The sequence below is a fragment of the Rhodococcus rhodochrous genome (assembly GCF_014854695.1).
Taxonomy (GTDB): domain Bacteria; phylum Actinomycetota; class Actinomycetes; order Mycobacteriales; family Mycobacteriaceae; genus Rhodococcus.
Genome location: NZ_CP027557.1, coordinates 1,257,555 through 1,273,198, shown reverse-complemented (window position 1 = coordinate 1,273,198; position 15,644 = coordinate 1,257,555). Strand labels below are relative to the sequence as shown.

General features: G+C 69.4%; 14 protein-coding genes and 1 tRNA gene. 7 read left to right on the top strand and 8 right to left on the bottom strand.

The window, feature by feature from the left end; genetic code table 11:
* Positions 1 to 26: 26 nt before the first annotated feature.
* From C6Y44_RS06070 to C6Y44_RS06060, 3 genes are all read right to left on the bottom strand, one after another.
* Positions 27 to 356 carry a helix-turn-helix domain-containing protein gene (locus C6Y44_RS06070; RefSeq protein WP_088899102.1) on the bottom strand — a complete coding sequence of 110 codons (330 nt, stop codon included), beginning with the start codon at positions 354 to 356 and terminating at the stop codon, positions 27 to 29.
* Entirely contained in the window at positions 353 to 994 is a 642-nt protein-coding gene (locus tag C6Y44_RS06065; RefSeq protein ID WP_263869920.1) for a ScbR family autoregulator-binding transcription factor, read from the bottom strand. The genes C6Y44_RS06070 and C6Y44_RS06065 overlap by 4 nt, the downstream gene beginning before the upstream one ends.
* Positions 995 to 1,077: 83 nt before the next feature.
* On the bottom strand, positions 1,078 to 1,683 hold the full coding sequence (locus C6Y44_RS06060; RefSeq protein ID WP_172415033.1) for a TetR/AcrR family transcriptional regulator: 606 nt from the start codon (positions 1,681 to 1,683) through the stop codon (positions 1,078 to 1,080).
* Positions 1,684 to 1,876: 193 nt separating this feature from the next.
* On the opposite strand from C6Y44_RS06060, the gene C6Y44_RS06055 reads away from it, so the two are divergent.
* From C6Y44_RS06055 to C6Y44_RS06030, 6 genes are all read left to right on the top strand, one after another.
* Positions 1,877 to 1,948, top strand: a tRNA-Gln gene (locus tag C6Y44_RS06055).
* An 80-nt stretch (positions 1,949 to 2,028) separates the two neighbouring features.
* Positions 2,029 to 3,504: a bifunctional UDP-N-acetylglucosamine diphosphorylase/glucosamine-1-phosphate N-acetyltransferase GlmU gene (gene glmU, locus C6Y44_RS06050; RefSeq protein WP_159419001.1), complete on the top strand. Its 1,476-nt coding sequence runs from the start codon at positions 2,029 to 2,031 to the stop codon at positions 3,502 to 3,504.
* Positions 3,501 to 4,478, top strand: coding sequence for a ribose-phosphate diphosphokinase (locus tag C6Y44_RS06045; protein WP_006553847.1), 978 nt, complete (start codon positions 3,501 to 3,503; stop codon positions 4,476 to 4,478). The genes glmU and C6Y44_RS06045 overlap by 4 nt, the downstream gene beginning before the upstream one ends.
* Before the next feature lie 33 nt (positions 4,479 to 4,511).
* On the top strand, positions 4,512 to 5,141 hold the full coding sequence (locus C6Y44_RS06040) for a DUF2461 domain-containing protein (protein WP_159419002.1): 630 nt from the start codon (positions 4,512 to 4,514) through the stop codon (positions 5,139 to 5,141).
* 157 nt (positions 5,142 to 5,298) lie between these two features.
* A complete protein-coding gene (locus C6Y44_RS06035) occupies positions 5,299 to 5,982 on the top strand; it encodes a hypothetical protein (protein WP_120281712.1) in 684 nt (227 codons plus the stop codon).
* Positions 5,983 to 6,202: 220 nt separating this feature from the next.
* Positions 6,203 to 8,797, top strand: coding sequence for a LuxR C-terminal-related transcriptional regulator (locus tag C6Y44_RS06030; RefSeq protein ID WP_174247083.1), 2,595 nt, complete (start codon positions 6,203 to 6,205; stop codon positions 8,795 to 8,797).
* On the opposite strand, the gene C6Y44_RS06025 is transcribed toward C6Y44_RS06030, so the two are convergent.
* The 5 genes from C6Y44_RS06025 to egtA all read right to left on the bottom strand — a co-directional run bounded on the left by C6Y44_RS06025 (position 8,766) and on the right by egtA (position 14,270).
* Positions 8,766 to 9,992, bottom strand: a complete 1,227-nt coding sequence (locus C6Y44_RS06025; protein WP_159419005.1) for an MFS transporter — start codon at positions 9,990 to 9,992, stop codon at positions 8,766 to 8,768. The two genes, C6Y44_RS06030 and C6Y44_RS06025, sit on opposite strands and share 32 nt — an antisense overlap.
* Positions 9,993 to 10,056: 64 nt before the next feature.
* Positions 10,057 to 11,013, bottom strand: a complete 957-nt coding sequence (gene egtD / locus C6Y44_RS06020; protein ID WP_159419006.1) for an L-histidine N(alpha)-methyltransferase — start codon at positions 11,011 to 11,013, stop codon at positions 10,057 to 10,059.
* Positions 11,010 to 11,759, bottom strand: a complete 750-nt coding sequence (gene egtC / locus C6Y44_RS06015; protein ID WP_159419007.1) for an ergothioneine biosynthesis protein EgtC — start codon at positions 11,757 to 11,759, stop codon at positions 11,010 to 11,012. Before egtC ends, egtD begins: the two co-directional genes overlap by 4 nt.
* Positions 11,752 to 13,044 carry an ergothioneine biosynthesis protein EgtB gene (gene egtB, locus C6Y44_RS06010; protein ID WP_159419008.1) on the bottom strand — a complete coding sequence of 431 codons (1,293 nt, stop codon included), beginning with the start codon at positions 13,042 to 13,044 and terminating at the stop codon, positions 11,752 to 11,754. The genes egtC and egtB overlap by 8 nt, the downstream gene beginning before the upstream one ends.
* Positions 13,041 to 14,270 (bottom strand): ergothioneine biosynthesis glutamate--cysteine ligase EgtA, encoded by a 1,230-nt coding sequence (egtA, locus tag C6Y44_RS06005; RefSeq protein ID WP_059381632.1) that lies wholly within the window; start codon positions 14,268 to 14,270, stop codon positions 13,041 to 13,043. Before egtA ends, egtB begins: the two co-directional genes overlap by 4 nt.
* Positions 14,271 to 14,424: 154 nt before the next feature.
* Between egtA and C6Y44_RS06000 the strand changes: the two genes are divergently transcribed.
* Positions 14,425 to 15,603: an aminotransferase class V-fold PLP-dependent enzyme gene (locus C6Y44_RS06000; protein ID WP_159419311.1), complete on the top strand. Its 1,179-nt coding sequence runs from the start codon at positions 14,425 to 14,427 to the stop codon at positions 15,601 to 15,603.
* Positions 15,604 to 15,644: the final 41 nt, after the last annotated feature.

Below are 15,644 nucleotides of genomic sequence, written 5' to 3'. Positions count from 1 at the left end.
CTGCCGCGGCGGGCCGCGTCATGCTGTCAGAACGGGTCGTACAGTCCTTCGCGCCGCGTGAGGTCGGCGAGTCCGTCGAGGACCGTCGTGACCACCTCCGCCTGCTGCTTCGCGAGTTCGAGGACGTCGGAGCGCGACACCCGCCGGTGCAGGCCGTGGAAGTCGGCGGCGAGTGCGCCCGTGTCGACCAGGCGGGCGACGTGTCGGCGGGAGCAGCCGAGGACGTCGGCGGCCTGGGCGATGGTGAGCAACGACGGCACGACACCGATCGTCACGGCGGTGTCGGGTCCGAACCGGTCGAGCAGACCCGCCAGCGCCGCGGGGGCCTCCTCGGCGGAGAACGGCCCGAAACTCACGACTGCAGCCGCAGACGGCGCTCCACGAACTGCCGGAAGTATTCGAGTTTGTTCGCCGGCACCAGCGCGGGCAGGATCATCCGCCACATCGCGCCCGTCTGTTCGGCGAGCCGTTCGGTCGCCTTGAGGGCGTTCGCCATGATCCGTGCGCCCATCGCCTGCTCGAGCAGCAACAGGGAGACGGCGTGGACGTCGACGTCCTCGACGAGGTCGCCCTCGTCGGCGGCCCGGGCTGCGAGTTCCTGCAGGTTGTTCTGCCAGATCTCGTAGGGCCGGTGCTCGGTGCCCTGGTAGTCGCCGATCTCGACCAGCAGCCGGAACATCGCCCGCACCACGGAATCGGTCTCGGACATGTCGACGTGCAGGACCGACAGGTCGATCAGTGTCTCGAGCGCCGGGGAACGGCGGTCCATCTTGGATTCGGCGGCGGCCTCGAAGCGGAGATAGCCGGAGTCGATCACCCCGCGCGCCAGTTCTTCCTTCGAACCGAAGTGGAAGTACAGCGCACCCTTGGTGACGCCGGCCTCCTCGATGATGTCGCCCAGGTTCGCGTCCGCGTACCCGTCGCGCACGAAGATCGTCGCTGCGCCCTGCAGCACCGATTCGCGTGTCACCTCTGCGCGTACTTGTCGTCCCACCACAGCCTGCCTTCTCACGGGTATCCCAACGATAACGCCACTTACCTGAAAGTAGAGAGCAGACGGTCCCGAAAACGAGAGGACTATTCGGAAACCGGGGGTTCCCCGAGCTTCGGGTCCGCTTCCAGACCGATGAGACCGTTCCAGCACAGGTTCACGAGGTGGGCCGCCACATCCTCCTTCGACGGGGTGCGGCGGTCGAGCCACCACGTCGCGGTGGTGGCGACCATGCCGACGAGCGCCTGGGCGTAGAGCGGAGCGAATTCGGGGTTCAGGCCCCGCCGGGAGAAGTCGCCGGTCAGCAGCTCCCCCACCTGCCGCATCGCCTCGTTGAGCAGGCTCGAATAGGTGCCTTCCTCGGCGGACATCGGCGAGTCGCGCACAAGGATGCGGAAGCCGTCGGTGCGTTCCTCTATGTAGGTGAGCAGTGCGAGCGCGGCCCGCTCGACGCGGATCCTCGACCGGTTGCGGGTGAGACTCTCGGTGACCATCGACATCAGAACGGTCATCTCGCGGTCCACGACCACCGCGTAGAGGCCTTCCTTACCGCCGAAGTGCTCGTAGACGACCGGCTTGGAGACCTGCGCCCGCTGGGCGATCTCCTCGATGGAGGTGCCCTCGTAGCCGCGCTCGGCGAACAGGGCGCGGCCGATCTCGATGAGCTGCTCCCGACGCTGCGTGCCCGTCATCCGGATCCGCGGAGTGCGCTCGGTTCGCTTCTGCGACGCCTGCGACACAGGGTCCTCCTTCGGCGGCGGGACGTACTCGAACGTTCGACAGCCTATCCATTCCCGATCGCGCCACCCCAGGTTCGACGTCGACGCCGTCTCGTGCGAGGATCGGGGGCGCACGCCCGCCGGTTCCGCCGCGGGGGTGTGGCAGTCCGCCGTGGTGTAATCGGCAGCACCTCTGATTTTGGTTCAGATAGTTCAGGTTCGAGTCCTGGCGGCGGAGCGGGAACCGTCCCGGGGGAGCCTCAGCGCTTCCCCGGTGCACGCACGGACCGGCGTGCAGAAACGTGTCGAGGGAGCTACATGCAGGTGCAGACCGCGATCGTCGTGCTGGCAGCCGGAGCAGGAACAAGGATGCGGTCGAAGACACCGAAGGTGTTGCACACCCTCGGTGGACGCACGATGCTCGCGCACTCCCTGTACGCCGCCGCCGCACTCGGACCCGCCCATCTCGTCACCGTCGTCGGGCACCGCCGCGAGGAGGTCTCCGCCGAGGTGAGCGCCGTCGCCGCGGGTCTCGGCCGCGAGATCCTGGTGACCGTCCAAGAGGAACAGCTCGGCACCGGCCACGCCGTGGAGTGCGGCCTCGGTGCCCTCCCCGACGACTTCGACGGCACGGTCGTCGTCACCGCCGGCGACGTCCCGCTGCTCCGCCCCGACACCCTGCAGGAACTGCTCGACGCGCACCTCGACACCGAGCCGGCCGCCGTCACCGTCCTCACCACGACGGTGTCCGAGCCCACCGGCTACGGACGCATCGTGCGCACCACCGACGGCGACGTCGCCGGGATCGTCGAGGAGAAGGACGCCTCCCCGACGCAGCGCGCGATCCAGGAGATCAACACGGGCGTGTACGCCTTCGACGCGGCCGCGCTGCGGTCGGCTCTCGGCAAGCTGAGCGCCGACAACTCGCAGGGCGAGCTGTACCTGACCGATGTCGTGAAGATCGCCCGCGGCGAGGGTCACACCGTCCGCGGTGTGCACACCGACGACGCCGTGCAGGTCTCCGGCGTCAACGACCGCGTCCAGCTCGCCGCACTGACCACCGAACTCAACCGGCGCCTGCTCGAGCACTGGATGCGTGAGGGCGTCACGGTGATCGACCCGGTCTCGACGTGGATCGACGTCGACGTCGTGCTCGGCACCGACGTCACCATCCACCCGGGTGTGCAGTTGCGCGGCCGCACGGTGATCGCCGACGACGCGGAGATCGGCCCCGACACGACGCTGACCGACGTGCAGGTCGGCGCCGGTGCCACCGTGGTGCGCACCCACGGCTCCGACGCGGTGATCGGCGCGGAGGCCACGGTGGGCCCGTTCACCTATCTGCGTCCCGGCACCGAACTCGGCGCGTGCGGCAAGCTCGGCGCCTTCGTCGAGACTAAGAACGCGCAGATCGGGGCGCATTCGAAGGTCCCCCACCTCACCTATGTCGGCGACGCGGAGATCGGCGAGCACTCCAACATCGGAGCGTCGAGCGTGTTCGTCAACTACGACGGCGTGAAGAAGTACCGCACGGTCGTCGGGTCACACGTCCGGACCGGGTCGGACACGATGTTCGTCGCTCCCCTCACGGTGGGCGACGGCGCCTACACGGGCGCCGGCACAGTACTCCGTCGCGACGTTCCTCCGGGGGCGCTGGCGGTGTCGGGTACGCCACAGCGCAATATTGAAGGATGGGTCCAGCGAAATCGCGCCGGTACCCCCGCTGCCGAGGCAGCATCGAGAGCACAGCAGCAGCACGACCACGATCGCCAGAAGGACGGCCAGAACCAGTGACCAATTGGATCGACAACCAGAAGAACTTGATGCTCTTCTCCGGCCGGGCCCATCCCGAGCTGGCGGAGCAGGTCGCGAAGGAACTGGGCGTCCCCCTCACCCCGCAGACGGCACGGGACTTCGCGAACGGTGAGACGTTCGTGCGTTTCGAGGAGTCGGTGCGTGGTTCGGACGCCTTCGTGCTGCAGAGCCATCCGTTCCCGCTGAACCAGTGGGTCATGGAACAGCTCATCATGATCGATGCGCTCAAGCGTGGTTCGGCCAAGCGCATCACCGCGATCCTGCCGTTCTACCCCTACGCCCGTCAGGACAAGAAGCACCGCGGCCGCGAGCCCATCTCCGCCCGCCTGATCGCCGATCTGCTCAAGACCGCCGGCGCCGACCGCATCATCACGGTCGACCTGCACACCGATCAGATCCAGGGCTTCTTCGACGGTCCGGTCGACCACATGCACGCCCAGGGCCAGCTCGCCGAGTACATCCGCGGCAAGTACGGCGTCGAGAACATCGCCGTGGTTTCCCCCGACTCCGGTCGTGTGCGTGTCGCCGAGAAGTGGGCCGACACCCTCGGTGGCGCGCCGCTGGCGTTCATCCACAAGACTCGCGACCCGCTGGTTCCCAACCAGGTCAAGTCGAACCGCGTGGTCGGTGAGGTCGACGGCCGCACCTGCATCCTGATCGACGACATGATCGACACCGGCGGCACCATCGCCGGCGCCGTGAAGATCCTCAAGGAGGCCGGCGCGGGCGACGTCATCATCGCCGCCACTCACGGTGTGCTCTCCGACCCGGCCGCCGAGCGCCTCGCTTCGTGCGGCGCCAAGGAGGTCATCGTCACCAACACGCTGCCGATCCCGCCGGAGAAGCAGTTCGACTGCCTCACCGTGCTGTCGATCGCTCCGCTGCTCGCGCAGACGATCCGCGAGGTCTTCGAGAACGGCTCGGTCACCTCGCTGTTCAACGGGGTCGCCTGACCTTCCGCTCGACGACGGGGCAGACTTGTCCGGGTGTTCACCGGATTTCCCGTCGCGGCCCTCGACTTCTACGACGATCTCGAGGCCGACAACAGCAAAGCATTCTGGGCCGCGCACAAGGCCGTCTACGACGACTGCGTGCGCGGCCCGATGCTTGCCCTACTCGCGGAACTCGAGGAGGAGTTCGGGGAGGGCAAGGCCTTCCGCCCGTACCGCGACGTGCGGTTCAGCAAGGACAAGCTGCCGTACAAGACCCACCAGGGCGGATTCGTCTCCGTCGCGCAGAGCGTCGGCTACTACGTCGAGATCAACGCTGCCGGGTTGCGGGTCGCCGCCGGCCTGTTCCACGGCTCGTCCGATCAGATCGCCGGTTACCGGACCGGGGTCGATCACGACCGTCGCGGCCCCGAGCTCGGAAGGATCGTGCGCAAGCTCGAACGCGCGGGATACGAGATCGGCGGCGACCGGTTGAAGTCCCGGCCGCGCGGCGTGGACGCCGATCATCCCCGCATCGAACTCATGCGTCACCGGTCCCTGTGGGCCGGCCGCACCGAGATCTCCCCGCCGTGGATCGACAGTCCGCGCACCCTCGAGGAGGTGCGTTCGGTGTGGCGCGAGTTCCGGCCGTTGGTGCGCTGGCTCACCGCTGCTACCGCAACGTGATCCGGCAGACCGGGTGGTATGGAAATGCTGTGTGGCGCAATGGTTTGAAGGACGCGCCGGGACGGGGATGATCTTCGTCACGCCGCGCGAAATCGTCGCAGGTCATGCGAGACCCCCCTCCCCTGCGTAACTCGGCTTTCACCTAAAGTGGCACCTCGTGACCGACGCGCAAACTCTCGAAGCCCCTACGGAAAACGCGACAATCCGAACGGTCCGACGATGGTCGCCGGGTGCGTGCGTCTGGTGTGGCGACACCGACTCGGTCGAGGTCTTCCGCAACGAACCTCGCTGTGCCACATGCCGTAAGCACGAAGCCGTCATCGACGAGGCCCGCAAGTTCATGGGCATGTACGGCCTGCGCCCCATCGGCGGCACCCTGCAGTCCGACGACGAGGAGGAGTACGAGCACCGCCTCGCCGCCCGCGAGGCCCGCCGCGCCCTCAACGACATCCGTCTCGCCGAGCAGCCCGACCCGGCACTCGTGCGCAAGGCCCTGCGTCCCCGCGCCGCCGCGATCACCGAGAGCCACACCGGTTCCTCCGCGCAGACGTCGACGCGTCCGGCCTCCGCGACCCGGAGCTCGTCCTCGTCCTCCTCGCCCAAGCCGGCGAAGTCCGCGGCTCCGGTCCGGACGGGTGCCGTGGACGTCGAGGAGATCCAGACCCGGGCCCTCGCGCTGCTCGATCAGCTCTCTGCGATCGACGCGCAGCTCGCGCTCGTCGCCGAGCAGAACGGCCTCGCCGCCCGCGCCCGCCGCAGCGATCTGGAGAAGCAGAAGGCGACGATCCTGCGCACCCTCGCCGCACTCGAGAAGGCACGTCTGAGCGCATCCGGTAGCTAGTCGCCGGACCGCACCGCCGCAGCCCCGCCCCGCTCCGTCGAGTCCGCTCGACGGTCCGGGTGCGGGGCTGCCGTCGTTACCGCACGTCACGACGGTTGTCGTTACCGCACCTCACGACAACGGACCAGGTAGTCTGTGATCGACCAAGAGCCTGTCGGGGGACGCTGCTCGGGCGTCGACGCCTGCGCAGATGGGGCCGTAGCCTTCCGAAGGAGTGCGCGTGAGTGTTTCCGGCTCCCCTCGCGTCGGTGCACCCGCGTGGCGTTCGTTGTCCTCGGCTCTGGCGCGGCCCCGACTGTTCGCGTGTCTCGACCGGTGCTCCACGCTGACGGTGATCGACGCTCCCCCGGGCTTCGGCAAACGGACCCTCGTTGCAGGATGGCTCCATCGGGGCGGCGCACCCGACCACACGATCGTCTGGGTCCCCGAACTCGCCGCGTCCGGCGACGGCGAGGGCGACCTGTCCGAGCGTGTGCTCGAGGTTCTCGCCGACCACCCGGCCGTCGAGGTCTCCACCGGCGGTCCCGACGATTCCCCGACCGAGCGTGTGGTCCGTACCTTCCGCGATCTGAAGTCGGCCTGCCTGCTCGTGCTCGCCTGCGTGTCGCCGCAGAACTCGGCCGAGGTGCTCGACGGAACCCTCCGGCTGCTCGACCACTGCCCACGGCTCGACGCGATCGTCTGCCTGCCGGGCAACAGCACCGACATGACCGAGGTCGTCCTCCGCGGGATCGACTCAACGTACGTCCCGGCGGCCGATCTCGCCTTCACCGTCGAGGAGACGACGACGCTGTTGCGCGATGCCGGACCGGAGCGCACCGACAGCGAGTGCGAGGTCGTGTGTCGCGTACTCGGCGGTGTGCCCACCCTGGTCTCGGCGGCCGCGGTCGTCGCCCGGAGCCGGCCCCAGCGCCTGATCGACTCCCGAGGACTGCCGACCCCTGCCCTGGCCCGCCTCGTGCGGACGTACGTCGAGAACCGGCTCGACGAACTCGACGACGCGCACCGCGAGTTCGCGTTCTCGGTCGCCGCTGCCCACAGTGTCACCGCCCACCGGGCAGCCGAACTGACGGGCACGGCGGATGCCGAAGCATCACTGGCCATGCTCGCCGCGGCAGGCCTCGTGATGGATTCGCCCTTCGACGATCCCCGGACATGGCGGTGGCCCGACGCCGTCCGTTCGTGCGTGCTCGACATCTCCCGCCGGGAGCGCCCCGGACATGTCGACGCCCTGCTCGTCGAACTCGCCCGGGCGCACCGCGACGCCGGCAAGCCCGCCGAGGCGTCGATCTACGCGGTCGAGGCCGGCGACTGGGAGACCGCCGTGGCGATCGTCGAGGAATCCTGGGCGCGCATGGTCGACAGTTCCTTCGACGTTCTCGTCAAGGTGCTCCGGCAGATCCCCGACCAGGAGCTCGGCGACCACCCGTCGGTCCAGGCCGGTCGCGCGCTGTTCACGCAGATGCTCGACGAACATTCGATCCTGCACGCCTCCCTGCCCACGGATCCCGACGAACTCGCCGAGCTCGGGAAGACACCCGGGGCCGCCCAGGCCGTGTACGTCGCGACGGTGCAGACCCTGACCCTGCGGGTCTCGGGCGAATTCGGTGAGGCCGCGCGGTTGACGCTCCTGTTGCGTCCACTCGTCCATTCGATCCTCGAACACCGGCCCGACGATCTCGGCCCGCAGCTCCCTCTGCTGCGAGTGCAGTGGGCGATCACGCTCCAGCTCGCCGGATATCTGACCGAGTCCACCACCGTCTTCCGCCGCGCCTACCGCGGTGCCTACGCCGCGAACATCGCCTTCGTCATCCAGAACGCCGCGGGAAGCTCGGCGCTGAACTGGGCGGTGACCGGCGACAATCCGCGCGCCCGCGAATGGCTGCGCACCGAGAGCAACGCCGAGCCCACGGAGGGCCGCTGGGGAGAGATGGTCAAGGTGGGTGGTCGGGTTGCGTCCACGCTCGTCCACCTCGACTCGCTCGAGCTCGACCGTGCCGTCGGATATCTCGACGAGCTCGGCGTCCCGCGGGTCTCGGAGGAACTCTGGGGATTCGTCGCCTACGGCCGGGCCTACTACAACCTGGCGACGGGCAACGCCTACGACGGACTCACCGAACTCCACCGGCTCATCGCCTCGCACCACGATCTGTTCGACCGCGGCGCGTTCTCGCGCATCCTGCTCGGCGCCGCCGAGATCGACCTGCAGCTGGCGCTCGGCAACGGCAACCTCGCGCGCGCCCTCGCCGAGGAGTCGCCGCAGAACCATCCGATGCTCGTGGTGACGAACGCGCGCGTCGAACTGTTCACCGGCCATCCCGACGTCGCGCTCAAGAAACTCAAGCGCGTTCCGTGGACGGAGTGCGGTTTCCCGCGCGCACATCTCGAGGCGTTGCTCATGGAGGCGAGCGCCCACCTCGATCTCGACGAGAAGGACACCGCGGTACGCAGCTGGCAGCGGGCCCGCACCCTCGCCGAGGCCCTCGGCAACCGCCGCGCCTTCACGACTCTCGCCGAGGGTGTCGCCGGGCGTCTCGCGGAACTCGGCGGTCCCATCGGCCCGGACGAGGCGATCGGGTCCGTCTTCACCGAACCCGTCACCCACGTCGAACTGTCCCGGCGTGAGACGGACGTGCTGGAGTTGCTCGCGCTGGGATCGACGCACGCCGATATCGCGAAGAAGTTGTTCGTCTCGCACAACACGATCAAGACCCAGTTGCGCAGCATCTACCGCAAGCTCGGCGTGCACACGCGGGTGGAGGCGATCGGCCGGGCGCGCGATCTCAGGCTGTTGCCGGTCCGCCGGTCGCTGTAGCCGAACGCGCACGCATCCGGGCGGCGAGCCGCAGATCGAGCGCCCACACGACGCCCGCGAGGGCCGCCAGCCCGACACCGAGCACGCACACCGCGGTCCACCCGCCGGCGCTCCACGCCATCGTGCCGAGCGCCGAACCGGACGCTGCTCCGACGAAGTAGCCCGTCATGTAGACGGAATTGACGCGCGAGCGGGCGTCGGGGTCGAGGGCGTACACGATGTTCTGGTTGGTGATGTGCACGAGATTGAGCGCGAGGTCGACGACGAGCATCCCGACGACGAACCACACCAGCGAACTCCCGCCCGCCGCGAGCGCCGCCCACGACGCGACCAGCGTGACCACGCCCACCGCCGTCGTCGGTGGTCCGTAACCGCGGTCGACGAGCCGGCCCGCCGCGGTCGCGGCGAACGCACCGGCCACCCCGGCCAGCCCGACGAGCCCGATCTGCAGGTCGTCGAGGCCGAACGGCGGGTCGGACAGCAGGAACGCCATCGTCGAGAACAGCGCGCCCACCGACGCGAAACCCAGTCCGCCGAGCAGCGTCCGGGTCCGCAGGCGGGGATGCGTGACGATCAACGTCCCGAGGGATCGCAGCGTGCTGCCGTAACCCTGGCGGACCACCGGTGGGGTCGCCGGCAGCACCCGCCACAACGCGAGGGCCACGATCACCATGGCGACCGTGCTCACCCGGTAGACCGTCGTCCAGCTGTCGCCGAGTTCGGCGAGGATGCCCGCGACACTCCGCGCCACGAGGATCCCGACGAGCAACCCGCTCATCACCGTGCCGACCGCGCGACCCCGCGATTCCGGCGTCGCGAGGGTCGCCGCGAACGGCACCAGCACCTGCGCGGCCACCGAGAACAGACCGGCGATCGCGGTGCCCACCACGAGCACCCCGATGTTCGGCGCGAATCCGCTCAGCCCCTGCCCCGCCGCCGCGGCCAGCATGAGCATCACCGCCAGCCGCCGCTGCGGGAACATGTCGCCGAGCGGCACGAGGAACAGCAGGCCGAGCGCGTAGGCGACCTGCGCGACCGTCACGGTGGAGGCGGCGGCAGATCGGGAGGTGTCCAGTGCTTCGGCGATCGAGTCGAGCAGCGGCTGGTTGAAGTAGTTGCCACCCACGCACAGACCCGTCGCCACGGCCATGAGCAACAGCACCGGGGTCGTCAGGACGGGACGGGACGACGTCATGTCCTCCAGCGTCCCGTGTCGGCGCGGCGGAAGTCGAATCGGTTCGTCGGCGTCCTTTCGAGGACTACTCCCGGGAGGCGGCGAGCAGGACGAACCGTCCGTCCGGATCCACCCATTCGTGCCGGACCACGAATCCCGCGTCGGCGAGTTCCTGCGAGATACCGACGAGGCGGAACTTCGCGGAGATCTCGGTTCGGATCTGCTCGCCCTCGGCGAAAGAGATCTGCAGGTCGAGGCCCGGGATCGTCACGTCCATCGCCTCGGTCGCCTCGAGTCGCATCTCGATCCATTCGTTCTCCGCGTCCCAGACGGCGCGGTGCACGAACCGGCCGGGATCGAAGTCGGCGCCGAGCCGGTCGTTGAGCACCCGCAGGACGTTCCGGTCGAACTCCGCCGTCACTCCGGCCGCGTCGTCGTAGGCGGCGATCAGGGTGTCGCGGTCGATGACGAGCCCGGCCCCGAGGAGCAGCCACTCACCGGGATGGAGGATCGCGGCCGTCCCGGAGAGGAACTGTGCGCGTTCGCTCGGGACGAGGTTGCCGATGGTGCCACCGAGGAACGCGATCGCGCGTTTCCCGCCGGCAGGGAGATGCGCGAGCGAATCGGTGAAGTCGCCGACCACCCCGTGCACCGTCAGGTTCGGATACTCCGCCGCCAGTCTGGTGACGGCCGACCGCAGTGCCGGTTCGGAGACGTCCTGCGGCACGTAGGTGTGGAGATACGGTTCGAGGGCGTCGAGCAGCACGTGCGTCTTCTCCGACGACCCGGAGCCGAGTTCGACGAGCATCTCGGGGCGGGCGGCGTCGGCGAAGTCGGCGGCGTGCCGGCGCAGCAGGCTGAACTCGGTGCGCGTCGGGTAGTACTCGGGCAGCCGCGTGATCTCGTCGAACAGTTCGCTGCCGCGCGCGTCGTACAGCCAGGTGGGCGACAGGTACTTGGGATCGGACGTGAGTCCGCGCCGTGCGTCCTCGCGCAGTTTGGCGTCGAGGTCCTCGGGGCGCAGGTGCACGTCGACGATCACGGTGAGCCGACCTCCAGTGGTGAGACGATGAGTTTGCCCGGCATCGCGGCGACGAGATGCCGGTCGGGTACCGGTGTCCAGCGACTGTCGTCGTCGAACGGTTCGGACGCCACGATCGCGACCTGTTCGTCGACGAACGTCCACAACGAGTGGTACCAGGCGGTGGCCCAGATCCCGGATTCGTTGCACAGCAACATGTTCAGACGAGAGTCCGGTGCGAGGTCCAGCACGTCGTGGACGAGCGAGATCAGCGCCGGTTCGGGATCGGCCGAGCGCAGCCGCGACTGCAGCAGGAGCCACAACGTGGCGGCGTCGGTCGGAGATTCGAGTCGCAGCAGTTCGGCGACGGGCAGCGCGCCGGCGAGGGTGACGAGCGATCCCGGCCAGCCCCGGACGACTCCGTTGAGGCTGAACGCCCACCGGTCGTCGGAGAAGGGTGCGGCCGCCGATCGTTCGACGGGCATCCCCTCGGTGGCCGAGCGGGTCGCGGCGACGACGGTGCGCGACCGTATCGACGTCAGGCCTTCACCGACGAAGGAATCGGACCAGATCGGCAACGCCGATCGGTAGCGTCCGAAAGTGCCTTCGGCACTCCACCATCCGACGCCGAAGCCGTCGGCGTTGATCGTCCCTCCTCCACGCATGTCGGTGGGCGCCCACGACTGGCGGAGCAACGAATTGGTTCCGGTGGACAGCAGTGCGGCGACGTTCGTCTCCGGTCCGATGTACGCCAGATGTCTACACATCGCCCGTCCCGTATGCGACGCGGAACCCGGCGAAGATCTGACGACGGACGGGCAGGTCCCAGTTGCGGAAGGTTCCGCGGCACGCGACCTCGTCGGTCCCGAACGATCCTCCGCGCAGCACCCGGTGTCCGTCGCCGAAGAAGACCTCCGAGTACTCGCGGTAGGGGAACGCACGGAAGCCCGGATAGCCGGTGAACGGTGTGGACGTCCACTCCCACACGTCGCCGATCAGCTGATGCACCCCGAGCGGCGACGCCCCCTCCGGATACGCGCCGACCACGGCGGGACCGAGATGACGCTGACCGAGATTGGCGTGTCCGGGACCGGGATCCTCGTCGCCCCAGGGGAATCGGCGGCTGCGTCCGGTGGCCGGATCCCAGCGCGCCGCCTTCTCCCATTCGGCCTCGGTCGGAAGACGCCCACCGACCCAGCGGGCGAACGCCTCGGCCTCGTGGAAGCACACGTGCACGACCGGCTCGTCCGGGTTCAGCGGCGCGGTACGACCGAAGGCCGTTCGGCGCCATCCGGTTTCGTCGCGACTCCAGAACTGCGGGGCCTCGAGACCGGCGTCGAGGCGGTGCTGCCAGCCTGCCTCGCTCCACAGTTCGGGCCGCTCGTAGCCACCGTCCTCGATGAACTCGAGGTACCGACGGTTGGTGACGGGCACGGCGTCGAGTTCGAACTCCGGCACCTCCACGACATGCGCCGGGCGTTCGTTGTCGAGGGCCCACGGATCGGTGGACGTCCCCATCTCGAATGCGCCGGCGGGGATCCGGACGCGTTCGGTGTCGCGGACGGTTCCGGTGCGCGGCGCTTCCGGCGCGTCGAGCAGCGGCGGACCCTGTCGCAGTTGGTGTGTCGCGAGCATCGTCTCGTCGTGCTGCTGTTCGTGCTGCGCGACCATCGCGAAGACGAAACCCTCGCGGGTCAGCTCGTCGTCGAATGCACTGTGCTCGAGCACGTCCCAGGTGAGATCACGGACGGCACGCGCGTAGCCGCGGGCGGCCTCGGGGTCGAGCAGCGGCAGCCCCGTGCGGGTCGCGCGGGGATGCCGGAACGCGTCGTAGAGATCGTCGATGTCGCCGCGGACCGCAGGGCGCCTGCCCGCGACCCGCACGAGCCAGCGCTCCTCCTGGTTGGCGATGTGCGCGAGATCCCACACCAGCGGGCTCATCAACGGCGAATGTTGTGCGGTGAGATCCTGTTCCGGCACGGAGGTGAGCACCTCGGTGCGGGCACGCGCCCGCTCGAGGTGACGCCTGAGCGCAACACGAGCAGGTGTCACCGCACCTCCTCACCCGGCGCCAATCCGCGCAGGCACCGTGCTGCGGCCGCGTCGAGCGCCGCGGTGAACCGCATGTCGCGGGAGGACTCCGCCGCGAGCGAGAGCAGACCTGCTGCGGCAGCACGTAATTCGAGTGAGACGAGGCCGACGCGGGCCGCCTCGGCCCACTGGTCGCGCACCGGCGCGGCGATCGCGCACGCCTCCGCGGAGACCTCGGGCGCCGACAGCAACGCCTCGAGAGCCGCGACGGGCACCTGCCACGACTCGGCCGGCTGCGCGTCGAGATAGCGCACCTCGAGATGCCCGCACGGACGAACGGGCGGGAACAGCGTCGTCATGTGGTAGTCGAGGTCGTCGACGGTGGGTCGGCGGCGGATGTCGGCGTCGAGCTCGCCCGCGAGCCACGCCGCGAAGGTGGCGCCGGGCGGTGCGTACCATTCGGGCATTTCCGAACGCACGCAGGTCAGCGGTGCGTCGAGCACCCATGCGGGGTAGTCGGCGGGATGGTCGACGTGGCCGAGGGCGGGATCGAGTTCGAGCCACGTGCGCATCCGCTGCGATGCCCAGTCGCCCTCCGGAGCACCTCGCAGCCGGGGCGAGCACGCGAAGGCCGCGATCATCGCCGGGCCGATGGCGTGGAGCAACTCCCAGCGCTGCACGATCTCCCGCTCGTCGCGTCCCGCGTCGACGGAAACCTGAACGGACGCAGTGCTGTTCATCATCAACCGGCCCATCGGGCCGATCCGGTCGTAGCGGAGTTCCATCGCTCCGTAGCGCGGGGTGCGCAGCAGACGGTGGGGAGGCCGCACCTCATCAGCGGCGCGGTCGAGCATGATCACCGACCGGCGGGCCAGCAACGCACGGAGCATGCGGAGGTCGGCCGTGAGCCGATCGCACACCTGCCGTGCCGAGGTGCACGGCACGCTCGACAGTTCGACCTGACCACCCGGCTCGACGCTGACCGCGCTGCCCGACGGCAGCGGACGGGCGGACGACGACGGGGCCACCGCGCGCGGCGCGTGCGGCCCGAGGGCCTCGACGAGCGTCGTGAGTTCGGGACGCGATTCGGTGCCGTCGGCCCGCGCGGTGAGCCATTCGAGTTCGACCCCGATCAACCTGGGGATTCCCAGCCGGAACGCCCTGCTGCGGACGTGGTCCTCCGCTGCTGCTCGGGAGCCGATTTCCTTACGGGCACGGAAGGCTGCGGCATCGACTGCCATTGCCATTCGTCCACCCCCTCGGCCGGTGCGCCAGGTCTGCGGTCGAGACTAACCCGGTCGGGGACACGACGCGCGGATAACGCACCGGTGCGTGCGCGAACCCACTCCACCGGGCAGGCTCGACCCCGACGATACGGACGACCGAGGAGGTGAGGTGTCCGTGCTGGACCTTCAGGCGGCCCGACGCGACACACCGGGATGCTTCGACCGGGTCTTCCTCGACAGCGCCGGCTCGTCGCTGCCGCCGACGCCGGTGCTCGAGACGATGCTCGCGCACCTGCGCCGAGAGGCCGAGGTCGGCGGGTACGTGGCGGCCGACGAGCGGCTCGACGACCTGACGGCCGTGAAGACCTCGCTCGGTCGCCTGTTCGACGTGCCGGAGACCTCCGTCGCGCTGTCCGACGGGGCCTCGCGGGCATGGACGTCCTTCTTCTACGCCGTGCCGCTGCGACCCGGCGACCGCATCCTGATCTCGCAGGCCGAATACGCCGCGAACGCGATCGCCGCGCTGCAGCGCGCGCGGGCGACCGACGCCACCGTCGAGGTCGTTCCGTCCGATCCGTCCGGTCGCATCGACGTCGAGGCACTCGAGGGGATGCTCGACGAACGGGTGCGGCTCGTGTCCGTCGTGCACGCCCCCACCAACGGCGGGCTGGTCAACCCCGTCCGGGAGATCGCCGACGCCGCGCACGCGGTCGGGGCGCTCGTGCTGCTCGACGCGTGCCAGTCGGTGGGGCAGCTGCCGGTGAGCGTGCCCGAACTCGACGTCGACGCGCTGTCGGGCACCGGGCGCAAGTGGCTCCGCGGTCCGCGCGGCACCGGGTTCCTCTACGTGCGCCCACGACTGGTGACCGAACTCGAACCGGCCGTGCTCGACCTGCACAGTGCCTCGTGGACCTCGGCCGACAGCTACGAACTCGCCCCGGACGCCACCCGCTTCGAGATGTGGGAGGCCGGGGTGGCGGCCAGGCTCGGGCTCGGCGCTGCCGTGGACTACCTCCTCGACCTGGGTGTCGACGCCGTGTCCGAGGCGGTGGCCTACCGGGCCGGGCACGTGCGCGACGGGCTCGCCGGCATCGACGGCGTGACCGTCACCGACCTCGGCGAGCAGCGCAGCGGCATCGTCTCGTTCACCGTGGACGGCCGCGACCCGCAGGAGGTCCGCGACGCCCTGGCCGAGCGGTCGGTGACGGTCACGGTCAGCAACCGCAGCTCGACGTTGCTGGACATGACCTCGCGCGACCTGCAGTCGGTGGTGCGGGCGTCGCCCCACTACTTCGTCTCCCCCGCCGACGTCGACAGGTTCCTCGCCTCGGTGCACGACATCGCCCGCTCGTGAAGCTCGCGCGGGCCGACGACAGGGCTGTTTGTCCCCGCTCG

Excerpts from the sequence above, each read along its gene's own strand:
- egtC (WP_159419007.1), bottom strand. The coding sequence starts at position 11,759 with ATGTGTAGACATCTGGCGTACATCGGACCGGAGACGAACGTCGCCGCA.
- glmU (WP_159419001.1), top strand. The coding sequence starts at position 2,029 with ATGCAGGTGCAGACCGCGATCGTCGTGCTGGCAGCCGGAGCAGGAACA.
- C6Y44_RS06025 (WP_159419005.1), bottom strand. The coding sequence starts at position 9,992 with ATGACGTCGTCCCGTCCCGTCCTGACGACCCCGGTGCTGTTGCTCATG.
- egtA (WP_059381632.1), bottom strand. The coding sequence starts at position 14,270 with ATGGCAATGGCAGTCGATGCCGCAGCCTTCCGTGCCCGTAAGGAAATC.
- C6Y44_RS06060 (WP_172415033.1), bottom strand. The coding sequence starts at position 1,683 with ATGACGGGCACGCAGCGTCGGGAGCAGCTCATCGAGATCGGCCGCGCC.